The sequence below is a fragment of the Vibrio sp. MA40-2 genome, assembly GCF_047302445.1.
Taxonomy (GTDB): Bacteria; Pseudomonadota; Gammaproteobacteria; order Enterobacterales; family Vibrionaceae; genus Vibrio.
On record NZ_CP178627.1, the window covers coordinates 605,186 to 622,266 of the forward strand.

Genomic DNA, 17,081 nt, shown 5'->3' on the forward strand with positions numbered 1-17,081 from the left:
TTACTCCAATTCAATGCCGGCATCTTTTGCCGCATCTTGAAGGTGACGTAAATAAATTGCCTGAATCGTTTGTTTGCTGCCCAAACCTTCTAAAACTGGAATCACATTAATATTATTTGTTGATAACATGACCTTCCAAGAGTCATCTTCGTCGCCTGCCATATCATTAGTTGCATGATCACCAGCAACAACCATTAGTGGTTTAATAGTGACATTGGTAATCTGATCGGCTTGTATTTTTTCCAACAACATATCGAAACCAGGAAAACCTTCTACCAAGCCAACATAACTGTTCACTTGTGGATACATGGTATTTAATCGCTGCTCTAATTCAGCATACAAACCAGTAGATAAATGCTCGTTACCATGTCCCATGTAAACTAAAGCAGAGTCATTTTTTTCTGCTAAAGCAATATCGTCGGCTAATGCACTAGCAAGAACATCAAGATCAGCCTGATATTCATAATGATGTCCCCAAGTACCCATTAAAGGACGACCGATAGCGATATGGTTAAAAGGTTTCCATTTTTCTTTAGTAGTTTCAATCGAAGCCAATGCATCCACATACGCCTTTAAATCAATAAATTCTTCACCATGAGAAAGAAGCGTGGTTTGGACAACAATATTTTTATAGCCTTCATTTTGCAGGTCAGCCAAGGTACCCAATACATTTTTAACGCCATAAAAATGCTCTGGTACCTGTGGGTGAGCACGTTTATATTCTTCATCATTTTGACGTGCATGCCATTTCTTTCGAATAATATTAGAAGTGAAAGCAAAGCGAACGGGCGTATTAGGATAGGCCGATTCAATATGCTTCTCTATCGCAACTAATGAATTAACTGCACTGTCATAAGAGGTTCCAAAAGCAGCCAATACAATTGCTGATTTGTGAGTATTCATTTTTTTTCCTGCGGTATTAGTAACATTATCATCCGACGCAACTGTAGACATGCTGACTATTGACGGCACTACGGCTAGTAGCAAAAATTTCCTGATCAAATGGCGAAAGTTGGTTGAACATTTCATAATTCTATTTCCAAAATTTTATACCGACCCAAAGGCTGGTTGAATAAAAGATGGCGATAGGGAGGAAGAGAGAATTGGTTATTGTATAAATAACGAATAAACGTCGAGACACCCGCTCGCATGCTTGTTATCCCGTTAGGCAGGTATCCTGGCTTATGGGTCAACACATAACAGCTCCTTCCCAGACAAAGTCCAGTGGTTCATTGCTATTAGCTCGCCAAACACAGTTGCGGGTACAGCCCAAGCTTCTACTTGGTTCCCTTTTAAAGAATAAAGTGAACTTTATTCTCACCTATTGGAATAGTGATATTGCCTGTTTTTGTAAAAAAACTTTTGTTTAAAATCAATAAATCAGTTATTGATTGCTTAGTTAAATCAAGTGATTAAATAAATCAATTGATCGGTTAATTAAAATAGTTGATGTTGCTTTTAATCGGCATAACGCCATTTTTTCTGCTACGCCGATTGAGCGATAACGCTATTAAAGCGCTTGTTTATAAAGTGCTAAAACTTCGGCTTCATTTGGTTGTCTTGGGTTACCAGGAAGACAAGGATCTTGCATCGCTTTATCAATCCAGCCAGCTAGATCAGACTCTGTAATTCCTAATTCAGCAAACCCACTTGGGATACCGACTCTTTCAGATAACTTACAAATTAGCTCAACAGCTAAATCAGCGGCTTGCTTATCATTGAGATCAAACGTGGCGCCACCCATCACCTCAGCCACTGCACGAAATGGTTCAGGACAAAGCTCCGCATTAAACTTGCATACGACTGGTAGCAGTATTGCGTTACAGACACCATGGGGTAAATTATGCGTTGCTCCTGGCTGATGAGCCATAGCATGAACTAGGCCCAATCCTGCGCTATTAAAGGCCATACCCGCTAGAAACTGAGCACACGCCAAGTTATCTCGCGCTGACAAATTTTTGCCATCGTCTACAGCAACCGGTAACCATTTAGTAATTAACCTTATTGCTTCTAAAGCCGTCGGCTTGGTTAAAGTATGAGAGCCAGGCGTGACATAAGCTTCAACTGCATGAGTTAGTGCATCCATACCTGTTGCTGCGGTTACACCGGAGGGTAAATCGACCATCAACGTCGGATCATTAACCGCGATATCCGGAATTTGTTTACTATCAATGATAACCATTTTGACTTGATTATCTTCATCGGTAATAACGGAATTAGAAGTCATTTCAGCAGCGGTTCCTGCCGTTGTGTTAATAGCGATAAAGAAGGCACCTGTATTTTTTACCATCCCTACCCCATTGAAATCACAAATATCGCCTTCATTTGACGCCATAACTCGAATAGCTTTGGCGCAATCCACTGGGCTTCCGCCACCAACGGCAATAAAGCAGTCACACTGTGATTCTATATATTGACTTAAACCACGTCTTACCAATGACGCAGTAGGATTTGGTGTGACTTGGTCAAAAACAACATAGTCAATTGAATATCGCTTTAACTCTTGAAATAGTTTATCTAACAAGCCTAATTGAACTAAATTCGCATCGGTAACAATCAGTGCTTTTTTAACAGGTTGTTTATCGAGTTCGGCAACAGAATCTTCAACCGCTCCGACACCAGAAAAACTCAATTTTGGTAAATTCAACGCAAATGACATACAAATTCCTTACTTAATCGATCATTTGCACACATTATAAAAACAGATCAAATAAATACTGAGTCATCGCTATAAAAAAACTGCAGAACACAATTTTTTATTATAAGTGGACAATTTATTTTTATAAAAACAACAGGTATTAACAATCAATATAGGAAATAAACGCCAATACATAACATAATATTTCAACCGCCATCCTAATCACTTCAATAGGCGCTTTTTTATCTATGCAACAATGACTTACACTCATGAAGAACAAAACAATTCTAACTAAAAAAGCTGCTAAAAGAAGAAAAAAGCTCAATTTAGAATTTAAGCTTAAGAATAATATTGACAAGGTGATAAATATTAAAAAAATCACATCATCTTTTCTCTCTAAAGGAAATATTTCAGGTTGTTCTTGTTCGTTGTTTTCTTTAGTACAATTATCCGTATAAATAAGACTGTATGCTGTTGAATAACTCAAACAACTAGATAAGACTATAACTAAATAAACATTAACAACTTGCATTAAAACCATATATTTAACAAAAAATAACATGATAACGAAAAATAAAAACAACACATTATTTGAACTAAAAATTGATTTTGAATATTGACTGTTTTTTAAGCAAGTCGAGCTTGATTTAACATCAAAGAATAGATGCAATTTTGGTCTTCTTGCCAAAAAAAAACTAACAACAATAGATAAAATAACCGCAACAGATTTAGAAAAAAATAGTATTGAATAATGATAGGTTATCGCGGAAAAAAAACCGAGCAACAAGCCAACCATAGGACAATATTTATAAGATTCTGCTTTTTTATGTTGATTATTAACAACACTCTTTTTCAGGAAAGAACTGTGGATAGGCAAATAAGTAAAAATGGATAAAGATAAAAGAAAAATTTGCCACTCTCGCAGTATCCGAGAAAAAACATACATATTTCCCCCTCAACTACTTTAAAAACTTGCAATTACAACTAAATTACAACTATAACGATTCTGCCTTTATAGAGGACAGCATAATGGATAAATTTAAATATATTAATTAACTTTATTGTATTAATTAACTTTATTTTCATGTTCTTCTGAGATTGAATTTCTGAAATCTTGAGGTGTCATCCCATACGAGTTTCTAAATACTTTACAAAAGTAACTCGAGCAAGAATAACCTAAATTATGTGCAATTCTTGAAATAGACCAATCACTATATTGGAGCATTTTCTTCGCACCTTGAAGCCTCTGCTGGTTCACATAATGATTAAATCCTACCCCTATTTCTTTTTTAAATAACTTGCTGAAATAGTGCGGACTTAAAAAAACATGATCGGCGACCTCTTCTAACCTAATCTCTTCGAAATAATGTGTTTCAATATACCTGACAGCCTTTTTAATTTTCCCGTCATACGAGTGCCGACTATCGCGGCTATGAAAGAGACTTTTAATGTCGTAATTATCGTTGATAACCACAAAATCCATGTGCTTTTTAAGTGAATCATCCACTAAGACTTTCAATAAGTCAGCAGCAGAAAATAACTTAGCATAATCTATCACCGGGATTTTTTCATAATCACCAACTAACTCTGCATTTTTCATCCATTTCTTATCGACAGGTTGAATATCGCCTAAATCATTGGCATTTTTCACTCTGGCTTGTCCACAAAGTACAAATCCAACTAAATGACCATTTATCTCCAAAGGAATAGAGAAATCAATCAATCCAGCATGGCACCGGTAAACGCACGGTTTGTTCTCTTTTGATGCTTCCAAACCACCACACCGGTCACTACTTTTACATCGCCCATGCAAGTCTGGGTTCTGACGAATTTTCAAACAAAAATCGGTAAAATTGAAATTGGCAGATACCTCTCGACCTTCTATATCGACCAAAACCACAGCCAATCCAGTTGCGTTAGCAAAATCTTCCAGTATTTTATTAATACCCTGTGATTCTAAAAAGCTATCTGATTTCATCTGTATCATTTACCTTATTACGATTTGACTAATAAATAACCACTACAGACTTAAAATTTCAACGGGCAGTGCTACTATATGTGACAGTAAGCACTGCTCGCCTTTCATTAATTGTAAAACCGTGTTTTAGTTCAAAAATTAGATCTATTGTTTAAGCTGGAACTAAATTTTTTGTGATAAAGAATCGATAACCCGCTCCACCAATACATGCTCCTATAAGAGGCGCTACAATCGGTACAATAAAGTAAGGGATCTCAGTCAAACCTGTAAAACTGATTTCTCCCCATCCGGCGAAAAATGCAAATAATTTAGGTCCAAAATCCCGTGCCGGGTTCATAGCAAATCCTGTCAATGGCCCTGTAGCAGCACCAATAACGGCAACCAATACACCAATAAGTAATGGTGCTAATGGCCCTTTTGGCACGCCATTACCATCATCGGTCAAGGCTAGAATAAGCCCCATTAATGTCGCGGTAATAATCACTTCTACCGCCGCTGCTCGCCAAATTGAAATACCCGGATTATTATAGGTACTAAAAATACTAGCAAGATACAAACTGTCTTCACTACCACGTATCATTGAATGTGTTTGTTCGTATAAGACAAACAGATCGGCATAAATAAAGTAACAAACCGCAACGCCAAAAAACGCACCCGCTGTTTGAGCAACAATGTAAGGTACCACTTTACGCCTATCAAAATTAGCAAATAACCACAAACCAACCGTAACCGCTGGATTTAAGTGAGCGCCCGAAATTCCAGCAGAGAGATATACCGCAAGTGAGATACCAAGCCCCCACACTATACAGATTTCCCACAAACCAAATGACGCTCCCGCTACTTTAATTGCAGCTAAGCAAGACGCCCCAAAAAATAAAAACAAACCTGTAGCAAAAAATTCTGCTATACACTGTGCTTTCAATGAGTCTTTCATGACAAACCCTTATTTAATTTATGTCAGATTTTTTAAATAACAGTCGCGATGTATTTTTTATAATAAAATTAAAGTTGTTTATATTTCTTATCACAGATCACTATTTTTTTAATTAAGGTCACTACTCTATATAAACTACTTAATACAAATAAAAACACATACTTAACCAATACTATACTTAACGATACTTCTGTCATTCATCATAGCGACAAACTCCTAGTATTAGTGATAAAAAATCATCATAAAATATAGAAATTACCCGCTTAACCTCATAAATAATTACTAATTATTTATCGAACCTCGTAAGATAACAAAAAAATAACCACACAATATCAGATGGTTAAGTTAATTCACCTTGACTAAAATAAACAATAATAATTTGTCATTAGTATTTTATCCAAATGTTACTCAGATCATATAACATCGCATTTTTTATACCTGTGTCTCGAAAATGAATATTACTTTTTCACTATTTATTCATTTTTTAAAAATCATCTAACTCACTGTCAAATAAAGACATTAAGAAAACAACAGCAATTTTTTACCATTAACACATCAGGATAAATTCATATATTTATACTAAAAAGACAATTTTTTATCAGTTATTCAGTATAGATTTAGCCTGGTATTTATATTTCGATTTAAATCTATAAAACAAAAAGTTTACATCTATTCAACAAAGCAAAAGTAGAGGCTAATTATGCAACAAGAAGCATTAGGTATGGTTGAAACTAAAGGGTTAACTGCTGCTATTGAAGCAGCTGACACTATGGTTAAGTCAGCAAACGTGAATCTAGTCGGTTATGAAAAAATTGGCTCAGGTTTGGTTACAGTGATTGTTCGTGGCGATGTGGGAGCAGTAAAAGCGGCAACCGATGCAGGATCTTCTGCTGCTGCTAACGTTGGCGAAATCGTCGCAACACACGTTATTCCTCGTCCTCATACGGACGTTGAAAAAATACTTCCAAAGGGACTTGAATAATGAACAGCAACCTGGTCGATGAAGTCATGACTCAGGTTATGGCAAAAGTTTTAGATCAAGCAAATCAAACTCCCGATCAACAAAACATTGAACGAGGCAGCAAAATGGCTCAAAAAACCTGTGGATTAACAGAATTTGTTGGCACTGCGATTGGTGACACAATTGGTTTAGTTATTGCCAATGTCGACACCGAAGTCCTAGAGGCAATGAAATTAGAAAAAAAATATCGTTCTATCGGTATTTTAGGCGCACGTACCGGTGCTGGCCCACATATTATGGCGGCAGATGAAGCCGTTAAAAGCACTAATACAGAAGTGGTTTCGATTGAACTACCTCGCGATACCAAAGGTGGTGCGGGACATGGTTCACTAATTATATTTGGTGGCGACGATGTATCAGATGTAAGACGTGCTGTTGAAGTTGCACTTAAGGAACTAGACCGTACTTTTGGCGATGTTTATGCCAATGACGCTGGTCATATCGAGTTGCAATATAGCGCACGTGCAAGTTACGCATTGGAGAAAGCATTTGGTACACCTCTAGGTAAAGCGTGTGGAATTATTGTTGGTGCCCCTGCGGCTGTTGGCGTTTTAATGGCCGATACCGCAGTGAAATCTGCCAACGTAGAAACCGTTGCTTACAGCACACCTGCCAACGGAACGAGCTTCAGTAATGAAGCGATTTTAGTTATTTCAGGTGATTCAGGCGCTGTGCGTCAAGCTGTCATATCAGCACGTGAAGTTGGTAAAACCCTACTAGGAACAATGGGTGATGAACCAACAAATGACCGTCCTTCTTATATCTAATGCTAAACAGAGGTTGATCCATGAAATCAAAACGATTTGAAGCATTGGCAAAACGCCCTGTTAATCAGGACGGCTTTGTAAAAGAGTGGGTCGAAGAAGGGTTTATCGCTATGGATAGCCCTAACGATCCTGTACCTTCCATTAAAATTGTCAATGGTGAAGTTGTCGAACTCGATAGCAAACCAAAAGCCGATTTTGACCTAATTGATCATTTTATTGCCCGCTATGGTATTAATCTGGATAACGCCGAAAAAGTAATGGCGATGGATTCTGCCAAGCTCGCCAATATGCTGTGTGATCCAAATGTAGCGCGTAAAGATATCGTGCCATTAACGACAGCTATGACACCAGCAAAAATTGTTGATGTTATGTCACAAATGAACGTAGTCGAAATGATGATGTCGATGCAGAAAATGCGCGCTAGAAAAACACCATCTCAACAAGCACACGTTACCAATATTAAAGACAACCCAGTACAAATCGCGGCTGACGCAGCAGAAGGCGCATTGCGCGGGTTTGATGAACAAGAAACCACCGTTGCCGTTGCTCGTTATGCTCCATTCAACGCCATCGCTTTATTAGTAGGTTCACAAGTTGGTCGCCCTGGCGTATTAACTCAATGTGCGCTAGAAGAAGCAACCGAACTGAAACTTGGTATGTTAGGACACACCTGCTACGCCGAAACCATTTCAGTTTATGGTACTGAACCAGTCTTTACCGATGGTGATGATACTCCATGGTCTAAAGGGTTCTTAGCTTCATCTTACGCTTCTCGTGGTTTAAAAATGCGCTTCACTTCAGGTAGTGGCTCAGAAGTTCAAATGGGTTATGCCGAAGGTAAATCAATGCTCTACCTAGAAGCTCGTTGTATCTACATAACTAAAGCTGCTGGTGTACAAGGGCTACAAAATGGTTCGGTAAGCTGTATTGGTGTGCCATCTGCGGTTCCTTCCGGCATTCGAGCTGTACTGGCTGAAAACCTAATCTGCTCTTCTTTAGATCTAGAATGTGCATCAAGTAATGACCAAACCTTCACTCACTCAGATATGAGACGAACCGCTCGTATGTTGATGCAGTTTTTACCAGGAACCGATTTCATCTCTTCTGGTTATTCCGCCGTACCAAATTACGACAACATGTTTGCTGGTTCCAACGAAGATGCAGAAGATTTTGATGACTACAACATTCTACAACGAGATCTAAAAGTAGATGGTGGATTAAACCCAGTCTTAGAAGAAGACGTCGTGGCAACACGCAACAAAGCCGCTAGAGCAATGCAAGCTATTTTTGCAGGAATGGGGCTACCAACAATAACCGATGAAGAAGTAACGGCTGCCACCTATGCTCACGGTTCTAAAGACATGCCAGAACGAAATATTGTAGAAGACCTTAAAGCGGCGCAAGAGATCATTGATCAAAATCGCACCGGGTTAGAAGTGGTAAAAGCGCTGGTAGAAGGTGGATTCGAAGATGTTGCTAAAGACATGTTAAATATCCAAAAAGCTAAAATCTCCGGCGATTATTTGCACACATCAGCCATTATTGTTGGTGATAATGAAGTGAGTTCTGCAGTCAATCATCTCAATGATTATGCGGGTCCAGCATCGGGTTATCGACTTGAAGGCGAACGTTGGGAACAAGTTAAAAATATCCCAAATGCGCTTGATCCAAACGAGCTCGGCTAAGGAGGTTAACTATGGAAATTAACGAAAAATTGCTGCGAACTATCATTGAAGATGTTATCGGCAGCATGCAACAACAACAAGATTCGCAAGCCGTTTCTTTTAAGAAAACAGCGGTAACCAACGCTACAACTTCGACCTCAGAAGGTTTCTTGCAAGATCGAGGTGAAGCCAAAATCAGCACCAAACGTGATGAAGTTGTCATTGCGGTAGGTCCTGCATTTGGCCTATCTCAAACCGAAAATATTATCGGTGTCCCACATCAAAACATCTTGCGTGAAATGATTGCCGGAATTGAAGAAGAAGGGTTAAGTTCACGAGTTATTCGATGCTTCAAATCTTCTGATGTTGCGTTTGTCGCAGTGGAAGGTGAGCACCTTTGTGGCTCTGGTATTTGTATCGGAATTCAATCTAAAGGAACAACGGTCATACACCAAAAAGGTTTACCACCTTTATCTAACTTAGAGCTATTTCCGCAAGCACCTTTGCTGACGTTAGAAACCTATCGTCAAATAGGTAAAAACGCCGCCAAATATGCTAAAGGGGAAACCCCGCAACCGGTTCCAACATTGAATGATCAGATGGCAAGACCAAAGTACCAAGCAAAATCTGCCGTCTTGCATATCAAAGAAACCAAACATGTTGTGACTGGCAAAAAAGCGGTTGAGCTAGCGGTCGTTATTTAAAAAGGAAGAACAGATGAACTCAGAAACGATTGAATCTATGGTTCGCGATGTACTGGAAAAAATGAATAGTCAACAAGGTTCTGCGCCTGCTCCAAGCTCAGCACCGACTAGCAGTAAAACCGCGACTGTAAATGATTACCCTTTAGCATCAGTACATCCTGATTGGGTGAAAACACCAACAGGTAAAACCGCTGCTGATATCACGGTAGAAAACGTACTTAACGGCAGCGTAACCAATGAAGACATGCGTATCACGCCTGAAGTTCTAAGAACTCAAGCTGAAATCGCACGCGATGCAGGTAGAGAACTTTTAGCACTTAACTTCGAACGTGCCGCAGAATTAACTGCAGTGCCAGATGAAAAAGTACTCGATATCTACAACGCGCTAAGACCATACCGATCTACTAAACAAGAGTTACTCGATATCGCTCAAGAATTAGATAGCAAATATCAAGCAACTATTTGTGCAGAGTTCGTTAGAGAAGCCGCTGAGTTATACCAACAAAGAAAGAAACTACAAGGTGATAACTAAGCAACAACACTCTCAATTCAACCGTAAGATATGGATAAGATTATGACTTATATTGTTGGCGTAGACATTGGTAATTCTTCTACTGAAGTCACTTTAGCTCAGTCAAATATTACTTTAGCACAGCCGAATAATGCAGCTGATGTGCATTTTCTCGCCAGTGCGATTACAGATACGACTGGAATTAAAGGCACCAAACAAAACTTAGTAGGAATATACAAAGCACTAGATCTTTTAGTGGCAAAGGCTGGTATTTCTCTAAAAGAGCTTGATCTTATCCGAATTAATGAGGCCACACCTGTGATCGGTGATGTTGCAATGGAGATGATAACAGAAACTATTATCACCGAATCAACCATGATTGGTCACAATCCCAAGACACCTGGTGGACTTGGGATTGGTGTTGGTGTCACCATTTCCTTTAATGATTTATTAACACTTGATAATTCGAAATCCTATATCGTGGTCGTCCCTAAAGAGATCGATTTCGCAGACGCGGCAGCCATGATCAACGCGGCGCAATATGCAGGGTATGACATTACTGGCGCGATATTACAAAAAGACGATGGCGTTCTAGTTAACAATCGTCTCAATAAAGTCATACCTATTGTGGATGAGGTTGCCTTTGTCGACAAAATTCCACTAGGTATGCAAGCCGCAATAGAAGTCGCCGAACAAGGCAAAGTCATCAGTACCCTATCTAACCCATATGGTATTGCGACTATGTTTGAACTCACTGCCGACGAAACTAAAAGTATTGTACCAGTGGCTCGTGCATTAATTGGCACTCGTTCCGCTGTTGTGGTTAAAACGCCAGAAGGTGATGTTAAGGCGAGAGTCATTCCTGCCGGTAAACTGTCGCTATTCAGCAAAAACCAAACCCTAGAAGTTGATATTGCCCGTGGCAGCGAAGCAGTTATGGATGCTGTATCTTCGATTGGTCAACTCACCAATGCCACTGGCGAAACCGGAACCAATATTGGCGGCATGATAGAAAATGTTCGGCAGACCATGGCGGAATTAACCAATAAACCTTGTGATGAAATATTTATCCAAGATTTACTCGCAGTAGATACCTTAGTACCGGTCAACGTACAAGGCGGGCTTGCAGGTGAATTTGCTCTCGAACACGCTGTTGGCATTGCGTCTATGGTGAAATCTGACCATTTACAAATGGCACGAATTGCAGAAGATATTCGCCATACGTTAGGCATTGATGTACAGATAGGAGGTGCGGAAGCGGAAGCGGCTATTTTAGGCGCACTCACCACTCCAGGTACAGATAAACCAATGGCTATTTTAGATTTAGGAGCAGGATCAACCGATGCTTCTATCATCAATAGTAAGGAAGATATTGTCGCAATTCACCTCGCTGGTGCGGGACAAATGGTCACCATGATTATCGCAGCGGAATTGGGCTTACAAGATCATTATTTAGCCGAAGACATTAAACGCTACCCACTCGCGAAAGTTGAAAGTTTATTTCATATTCGTCATGAAGATAACACCGTACAATTTTTTGATAAACCACTTTCATCCGATGTGTTTGCTCGCGTTGTCGTAGTGAAAGAAGATGGCTTTATCCCACTTGACGGCGAACTTACATTGGAAAAAGTTCGCAACATTCGACAAAACGCCAAATCACGAGTTTTTGTAACCAACTCTTTACGCGCACTGAAAACGGTCAGCCCAACAGGCAATATCCGTGATATTCCTTTTGTCGTTTTGGTCGGAGGCTCTTCTCTAGATTTCGAAATACCACAATTGGTCACCGATGCACTCGCTCATTACAACCTTGTTGCTGGTCAAGGAAATGTTCGTGGCTGTGAAGGACCGAGAAACGCCGTCGCAACAGGCTTGATCCTCTCCATGTCAAAGGAGAAAAACAATGATTAACTTCAGCGAGCATAAACCCAGTATTTTGATCATGACAGAACAAGGCAAGATTGATAACCAATGGAATCAAGTCCTTTGGGGTATTGAGGAAGAAGGTATTCCGTTTCAAATTAAGCAAGCTAATAGTGAGTATTCCATCGAAGAAAACGCGTATGAGGCCGCTCATCAATCGGCATTAGCTGTAGGAATCGCCTGTTCCAATAACGAAATAGTAATTCATTACAAAAATTTGCAACAACAGCAACCTTTATTCAGAACAAGCTCTAGCGCAACTACCAAACCAGAACAACTAAGAAACCTAGGTAGCAACGCAGCACGTTTGGTCAAAGGTATCCCATTTAAAATAAATGAATGAGCAGTAAGGAGAACACCACGGTGAAGATATCTCTTGGTTTATTAGAAGTAAAAGGACTAGCTTTAGCAATTAACACTGCTGATTCTATGGCTAAATGTGCCGCCGTCAATATTGTTGAAATAGAAAAAACCAACGGTGGTGGTTGGATGATGATAAAAATCACAGGGGACGTTTCTGCTGTTCAATCGGCAATCTCTACAGGTGCTTCATTAGCCGAAAAACACAGTGGTTTAGTTTCTCATAAAGTTATATCACGTCCAGATCAACAATTGCTCAATGCGATAAATACAACGGTAAAAAAACCGAAGGTACCAGCGCTTCCTATTGAGAGTGTTGAGCCACAAGTTGAAGTAACAACCGACCAACCTGCTGATACTCTTGATAATACTGATATAGATAACGACACACAACAGAATCAATTATCGGCAGAAACGTCTATGGAAGATATCTCTAATCAAGATCTAGCCAGCGATGAACAAGAGCACAACCAACCGTTAGAACCTACATGCAATATCTGCCAAGACCCAGCCTGTCCAAGAATCAAAGGAGAACCGCATGGCAATTGCATAAATAAGGGTAAGAAAAATGATTAACGAAAATGTTATTCGCAACGCAGTTGATAATGTATTCGAACAGTTGCGTCATCGACCTATTCCTGTTGGTGTGTCTAATAGGCATATTCATCTTTGTAAAGAAGATTTCAACCAACTATTTCCAGGTAACGATTTAACCGTAAAAAAAGCCTTACTTCAACCAGGTCAGTATGCGGCAGAAGAAACGTTAACTGTATGTGGTCCTAAAGGCTGTATCGAACGCGTGAGAGTTTTGGGCCCTTTACGCAGTGCAACACAAGTTGAACTTTCGGCCACCGATGCAAGAAGTATTGGCGTAAAAGCCCCGCTTCGTTTATCTGGTCGACTCAGTGACACCCCTGGCGTGCGACTTGTGAGCCCATTCGGTGAAGTAACGCTACAACAAGGCACCATTATCGCCCTGCGTCATATCCATATGTCGCCAGTAGATGCGCTGATTTATGGTGTTTCAAATGGTGATTCTGTGAAAATTGCGATTCAAGGCACATTACGAAAAGCTATTTTCGATGATGTAGCAATACGTGTTGATCCAGAACTCACACTAGAAATGCATATTGATACAGATGAAGCTAATGCAGCAGATCTTGGTAACAGTGAAGCGTTTGCTGTCCTAATAAAAGAATAGAGGTGAAGTAAGTGGCCAGTAGTGAGCTCGATATTAACCCTGTAACTATGAGCACTTTTGATATCAATAATTTTGACATCGAGAAAATCGTTGATGCCGTCATTACCGTATTAACACAACGCGGTTCAAGTACCTACAAAACGGATACACATCAACTAGCTCAAGGGTTACCAACTTCTGTTTATACTCAATACGGCACACTATTTATTGCGCTTCCTGACATGCTGTTTATTCAACAGTTGGCCGATGGGCATAGTGTAGAGAACAATGTGGCAGTCAAAAGTGTTTATGAAGCTCTTTCTTATGGCTTAAAGCTAAAAATCAGTCTTCATCAACAATTGCTCCCTTCCCTACCACTAGAGAAACTGTCGGTTTTACCGGTTCATTTATACGACCAACTTGGTAACCCTATCGGCTTAGAAACAGGCTCGATAATTAGTTACCAACAGGTCATCACATTTTCTGGTAAATGGCTTATTGCACCTCACTCCATACTTGTGACGCAACTCGCCAAAGATATTCTTATTCAGAAAAACATTCACTTGATTAAAGTGAGGTAACTACTCATGCAATTAGCAAAAGTCGTTGGTTCAATTGTTTCAACCCAAAAAACGCCATCGTTGATCGGCAGAAAATTGCTGATTGTACGCCGTATTAATGGAAATGAAACGAAGCTATCCAATCCGGAATGGTCAGATGAAATAGCCGCAGATTGCGTTGGCGCTGGAGAAGGTGAACTGGTTTTTGTCACTCGCGGATCATCAGCAAGGCTTATTCAAGACAACGGTTCAGAAGCCGTCGATCTCGCCATTATTGGCATTGTCGATTCGGTTAGCTATCAAGATGAGCAATAAAGGTAAGTTGTAATGAGCATTTATACAAAAAAAGGCGATGCAGGTTCAACATCACTTGTTGGTGGTGTAAGAGTCAATAAATCGGATGAACAAGTCGAAACTTACGGGACCATCGATGAATTAAACTCTTGTATTAGTTTAGCCAGCAAGACGGTGCAAGATAGCGACAATATCGCCTTGCTAGAGTCAATTCAGCATCAACTGTTCTATTTAGGTGCCGAGATTGCCACAGCAAAAGAGAACGCTATCAAAACCGATCAAAAAATAGTCGAAGATAGCGATATTGAGCAAATGGAAAAAGCGATAGATCGTTGTATGTCAGCTCTGCCTCCAGTACGTAGTTTTATATTACCTGGTAGTTCTGAATCTGGCAGTAGGCTCCATTACGCTCGGACCATTGCTAGACGAGCAGAAAGACGTCTGGTTTCTCTTGCTCAATTGCAAACGGTACGCCCTGTTGTACTCAAATATATTAATCGCCTTTCGGATTTTCTTTATGCATTAGCTCGCCATGAAGATCAGCTCAACGTTAATAAAAAAATGATCAACCAAATTGTAAACAACTACCTAGAAGCAACGACGTTATCAACACAAGCTACCAGCAGCTCACAAACTCAAGATCAACAACAGCGGAGTGAGGAACCAATTATGCCTCCAACCATGAAACTCAACTTTGCCCACGTGCATCAAATGATGAAACAAGCCGTTGATGCAGCAATGAAACTCGCGGTACCTGTTGTCATTTCAGTGGTCGATAACAATGGTCATTTAATTATGACCTACCGTATGCCAGATGCGTTGTTAGTGAGCACTGAATTGGCACCGAAAAAAGCCTATACATCCGTCGCTCTAAAAACCGCAACCCATCAATTATCAGAATTAGTTCAACCGAGAAACGATCTTTACCAATTAGAAAGTATGTGTGATGGGAAAATCATCACATTTGGAGGTGGCATTCCTTTATACAGCGGCAAGGAATTACTTGGAGCCATTGGTATTAGTGGCGGAACAGTGGCTCAAGATGTAGACATTGCATTAGCCGCTATTAAAAATTTAGATTTAGAGGAAAACTAAAAAATGGACAACACTGAATTAGAGACCATAGTACGCAATATTTTAACTGAGAAACTGGCTGCCACCACGGCAAGCCATGTCGAAAGTTCATCCTCAGAATCGTATGCACTGTTTGACGATGTCGACACAGCAATAATGGCTGCGACAAAAGCATTTAAAAGATTCCATCAAAGCCCATTAAAAACTCGTAGTGCAATTATTACCGCTATTCGCAAAGAAATTGCGCCTATCATTGCTAAGTTATCGGCCGATGCAGTTGCGGAATCAGGGATGGGTAACACAGAAGACAAAATTCTAAAAAATCAGGCAGCGCTTGAAAACACCCCCGGTATAGAAGATCTAACCACTCAAGCATTGACCGGTGATGATGGAATGGTGTTGTACGAATACTCTCCGTATGGAGTGATAGGTTCAATTACACCAAGCACCAACCCAACAGAAACCATCATCAACAATTCCATTAGTATGATTGCCGCGGGTAATAGTGTCTATTTTTCTCCTCATCCGGGAGCCAAAATCGTCTCATTATGGCTGATCAGTAAAATGGAAGAAATTGCATTTAAAGCCAGTGGAATTAGAAACTTAATCGTCACAATTAAGCAACCTAGTTTCAAAGCAACTAAAGAGATGATGAATCATCCAGGCATCGCTTTATTAGCTGTAACCGGTGGGCCTGCCATAGTTGAATCGGCAATGAAAACTGGCAAAAAAGTAATTGGTGCAGGCGCAGGAAATCCACCTTGCTTAGTTGATGAAACAGCAGAAATCATTCATGCGGCAAAAAGTATTATCGCTGGTGCATCGTTAGACCATAACGTCCCTTGTATTGCCGAAAAATCAGTTATTGTCGTTGATCAAGTCGCTGATCAGTTAATTCAACAAATGCAATCGTTTGATGCCCATTTAATATCTAAAGCTAGTGAAATTGAAAGCTTGCGTAATATTTGCTTTCTAAACGGAGCAGTAAACAAAGATTTAGTCGGTAGAAGCCCCGCGACTATTTTGGCCGCTGCTGGGATAGATTGCCCAGAAAAAGAACCGAAGCTAATTATATTAGAAACAGAAAAAGATGATTTATTTGTTATAGAAGAACAGCTTATGCCTGTTATTCCGATTGTAAGAGTCAAAGACTTTGACCAAGGACTCGAACTCTCTTTAGCGGTAGAAAATGGCTTACATCATACTGCGATTATGCATTCACAGAATGTCTCTCGCTTAAACAAAGCCGCGCAAATAATGCAAACCTCTATTTTTGTTAAAAATGGACCATCTTACAGTGGCATTGGTGTAGGAGCAGAAAGCTTTACCACCTTCACAATTGCGACCCCAACAGGCGAAGGAACCACATCGGCAAAATCATTTGCGCGTTCGCGTCGTTGCGTATTGCAAAATGGATTTTCAATCCGTTAATTACTAAAAAGCGTTGTCATTACTAACAACGTTGAGAAG

Annotated in this window: 18 protein-coding genes and 1 riboswitch; of the genes, 13 read left to right on the plus strand and 5 right to left on the minus strand. The window is 39.9% G+C overall.

Annotation, left to right across the window (positions count from 1 at the left end):
• From ACLKML_RS02580 to ACLKML_RS02600, 5 genes are all read right to left on the minus strand, one after another.
• Entirely contained in the window at positions 1-1,029 is a 1,029-nt protein-coding gene (locus ACLKML_RS02580) for a sirohydrochlorin cobaltochelatase (RefSeq protein WP_413283522.1), read from the minus strand.
• 120 nt (positions 1,030-1,149) lie between these two features.
• Positions 1,150-1,340, minus strand: a riboswitch (cobalamin riboswitch).
• A 170-nt stretch (positions 1,341-1,510) separates the two neighbouring features.
• Positions 1,511-2,659, minus strand: a complete 1,149-nt coding sequence (fucO, locus tag ACLKML_RS02585) for a lactaldehyde reductase (protein WP_413283523.1) — start codon at positions 2,657-2,659, stop codon at positions 1,511-1,513.
• Positions 2,660-2,798: 139 nt separating this feature from the next.
• Positions 2,799-3,584 (minus strand): hypothetical protein, encoded by a 786-nt coding sequence (locus ACLKML_RS02590; RefSeq protein WP_413283524.1) that lies wholly within the window; start codon positions 3,582-3,584, stop codon positions 2,799-2,801.
• Positions 3,585-3,704: 120 nt separating this feature from the next.
• Positions 3,705-4,616 (minus strand): PocR ligand-binding domain-containing protein, encoded by a 912-nt coding sequence (locus ACLKML_RS02595; protein WP_413283525.1) that lies wholly within the window; start codon positions 4,614-4,616, stop codon positions 3,705-3,707.
• Positions 4,617-4,767: 151 nt separating this feature from the next.
• Complete coding sequence (locus ACLKML_RS02600) at positions 4,768-5,550, minus strand: MIP/aquaporin family protein (RefSeq protein ID WP_413283526.1); 783 nt, start codon at positions 5,548-5,550, stop codon at positions 4,768-4,770.
• Positions 5,551-6,250: 700 nt separating this feature from the next.
• On the opposite strand from ACLKML_RS02600, the gene pduA reads away from it, so the two are divergent.
• Genes pduA through ACLKML_RS02665 form a run of 13 tightly spaced genes read left to right on the plus strand, consistent with a single transcriptional unit; the run spans position 6,251 to position 17,042 of the window.
• The gene (gene pduA / locus ACLKML_RS02605; protein ID WP_317716036.1) at positions 6,251-6,532 is read left to right on the plus strand and encodes a propanediol utilization microcompartment protein PduA; all 282 of its coding nucleotides are present in this window, start codon (positions 6,251-6,253) and stop codon (positions 6,530-6,532) included.
• The gene (pduB, locus tag ACLKML_RS02610) at positions 6,532-7,338 is read left to right on the plus strand and encodes a propanediol utilization microcompartment protein PduB (protein ID WP_413283527.1); all 807 of its coding nucleotides are present in this window, start codon (positions 6,532-6,534) and stop codon (positions 7,336-7,338) included. The genes pduA and pduB overlap by 1 nt, the downstream gene beginning before the upstream one ends.
• Before the next feature lie 20 nt (positions 7,339-7,358).
• Entirely contained in the window at positions 7,359-9,023 is a 1,665-nt protein-coding gene (locus ACLKML_RS02615) for a propanediol/glycerol family dehydratase large subunit (RefSeq protein ID WP_413283528.1), read from the plus strand.
• An 11-nt stretch (positions 9,024-9,034) separates the two neighbouring features.
• On the plus strand, positions 9,035-9,706 hold the full coding sequence (locus tag ACLKML_RS02620; protein WP_317716034.1) for a propanediol/glycerol family dehydratase medium subunit: 672 nt from the start codon (positions 9,035-9,037) through the stop codon (positions 9,704-9,706).
• A gap of 13 nt (positions 9,707-9,719) precedes the next feature.
• Positions 9,720-10,238, plus strand: a complete 519-nt coding sequence (gene pduE / locus ACLKML_RS02625) for a propanediol dehydratase small subunit PduE (protein ID WP_317716033.1) — start codon at positions 9,720-9,722, stop codon at positions 10,236-10,238.
• Between the two features lie 42 nt (positions 10,239-10,280).
• Positions 10,281-12,131 (plus strand): diol dehydratase reactivase subunit alpha, encoded by a 1,851-nt coding sequence (locus tag ACLKML_RS02630; protein ID WP_413283529.1) that lies wholly within the window; start codon positions 10,281-10,283, stop codon positions 12,129-12,131.
• Complete coding sequence (locus ACLKML_RS02635) at positions 12,124-12,486, plus strand: glycerol dehydratase reactivase beta/small subunit family protein (protein WP_413283530.1); 363 nt, start codon at positions 12,124-12,126, stop codon at positions 12,484-12,486. Before ACLKML_RS02630 ends, ACLKML_RS02635 begins: the two co-directional genes overlap by 8 nt.
• A 20-nt stretch (positions 12,487-12,506) precedes the next feature.
• Positions 12,507-13,079, plus strand: coding sequence for a BMC domain-containing protein (locus ACLKML_RS02640; protein ID WP_413283531.1), 573 nt, complete (start codon positions 12,507-12,509; stop codon positions 13,077-13,079).
• Complete coding sequence (locus tag ACLKML_RS02645) at positions 13,072-13,704, plus strand: phosphate propanoyltransferase (protein ID WP_413283532.1); 633 nt, start codon at positions 13,072-13,074, stop codon at positions 13,702-13,704. Before ACLKML_RS02640 ends, ACLKML_RS02645 begins: the two co-directional genes overlap by 8 nt.
• Before the next feature lie 11 nt (positions 13,705-13,715).
• On the plus strand, positions 13,716-14,264 hold the full coding sequence (gene pduM / locus ACLKML_RS02650) for a PduM family microcompartment protein (protein WP_413283533.1): 549 nt from the start codon (positions 13,716-13,718) through the stop codon (positions 14,262-14,264).
• Between the two features lie 6 nt (positions 14,265-14,270).
• The gene (locus ACLKML_RS02655; RefSeq protein WP_317716027.1) at positions 14,271-14,558 is read left to right on the plus strand and encodes a EutN/CcmL family microcompartment protein; all 288 of its coding nucleotides are present in this window, start codon (positions 14,271-14,273) and stop codon (positions 14,556-14,558) included.
• 12 nt (positions 14,559-14,570) lie between these two features.
• Complete coding sequence (locus tag ACLKML_RS02660; RefSeq protein WP_413283534.1) at positions 14,571-15,632, plus strand: cob(I)yrinic acid a,c-diamide adenosyltransferase; 1,062 nt, start codon at positions 14,571-14,573, stop codon at positions 15,630-15,632.
• 3 nt (positions 15,633-15,635) lie between these two features.
• Positions 15,636-17,042, plus strand: coding sequence for an aldehyde dehydrogenase family protein (locus ACLKML_RS02665; protein WP_413283535.1), 1,407 nt, complete (start codon positions 15,636-15,638; stop codon positions 17,040-17,042).
• Positions 17,043-17,081: the final 39 nt, after the last annotated feature.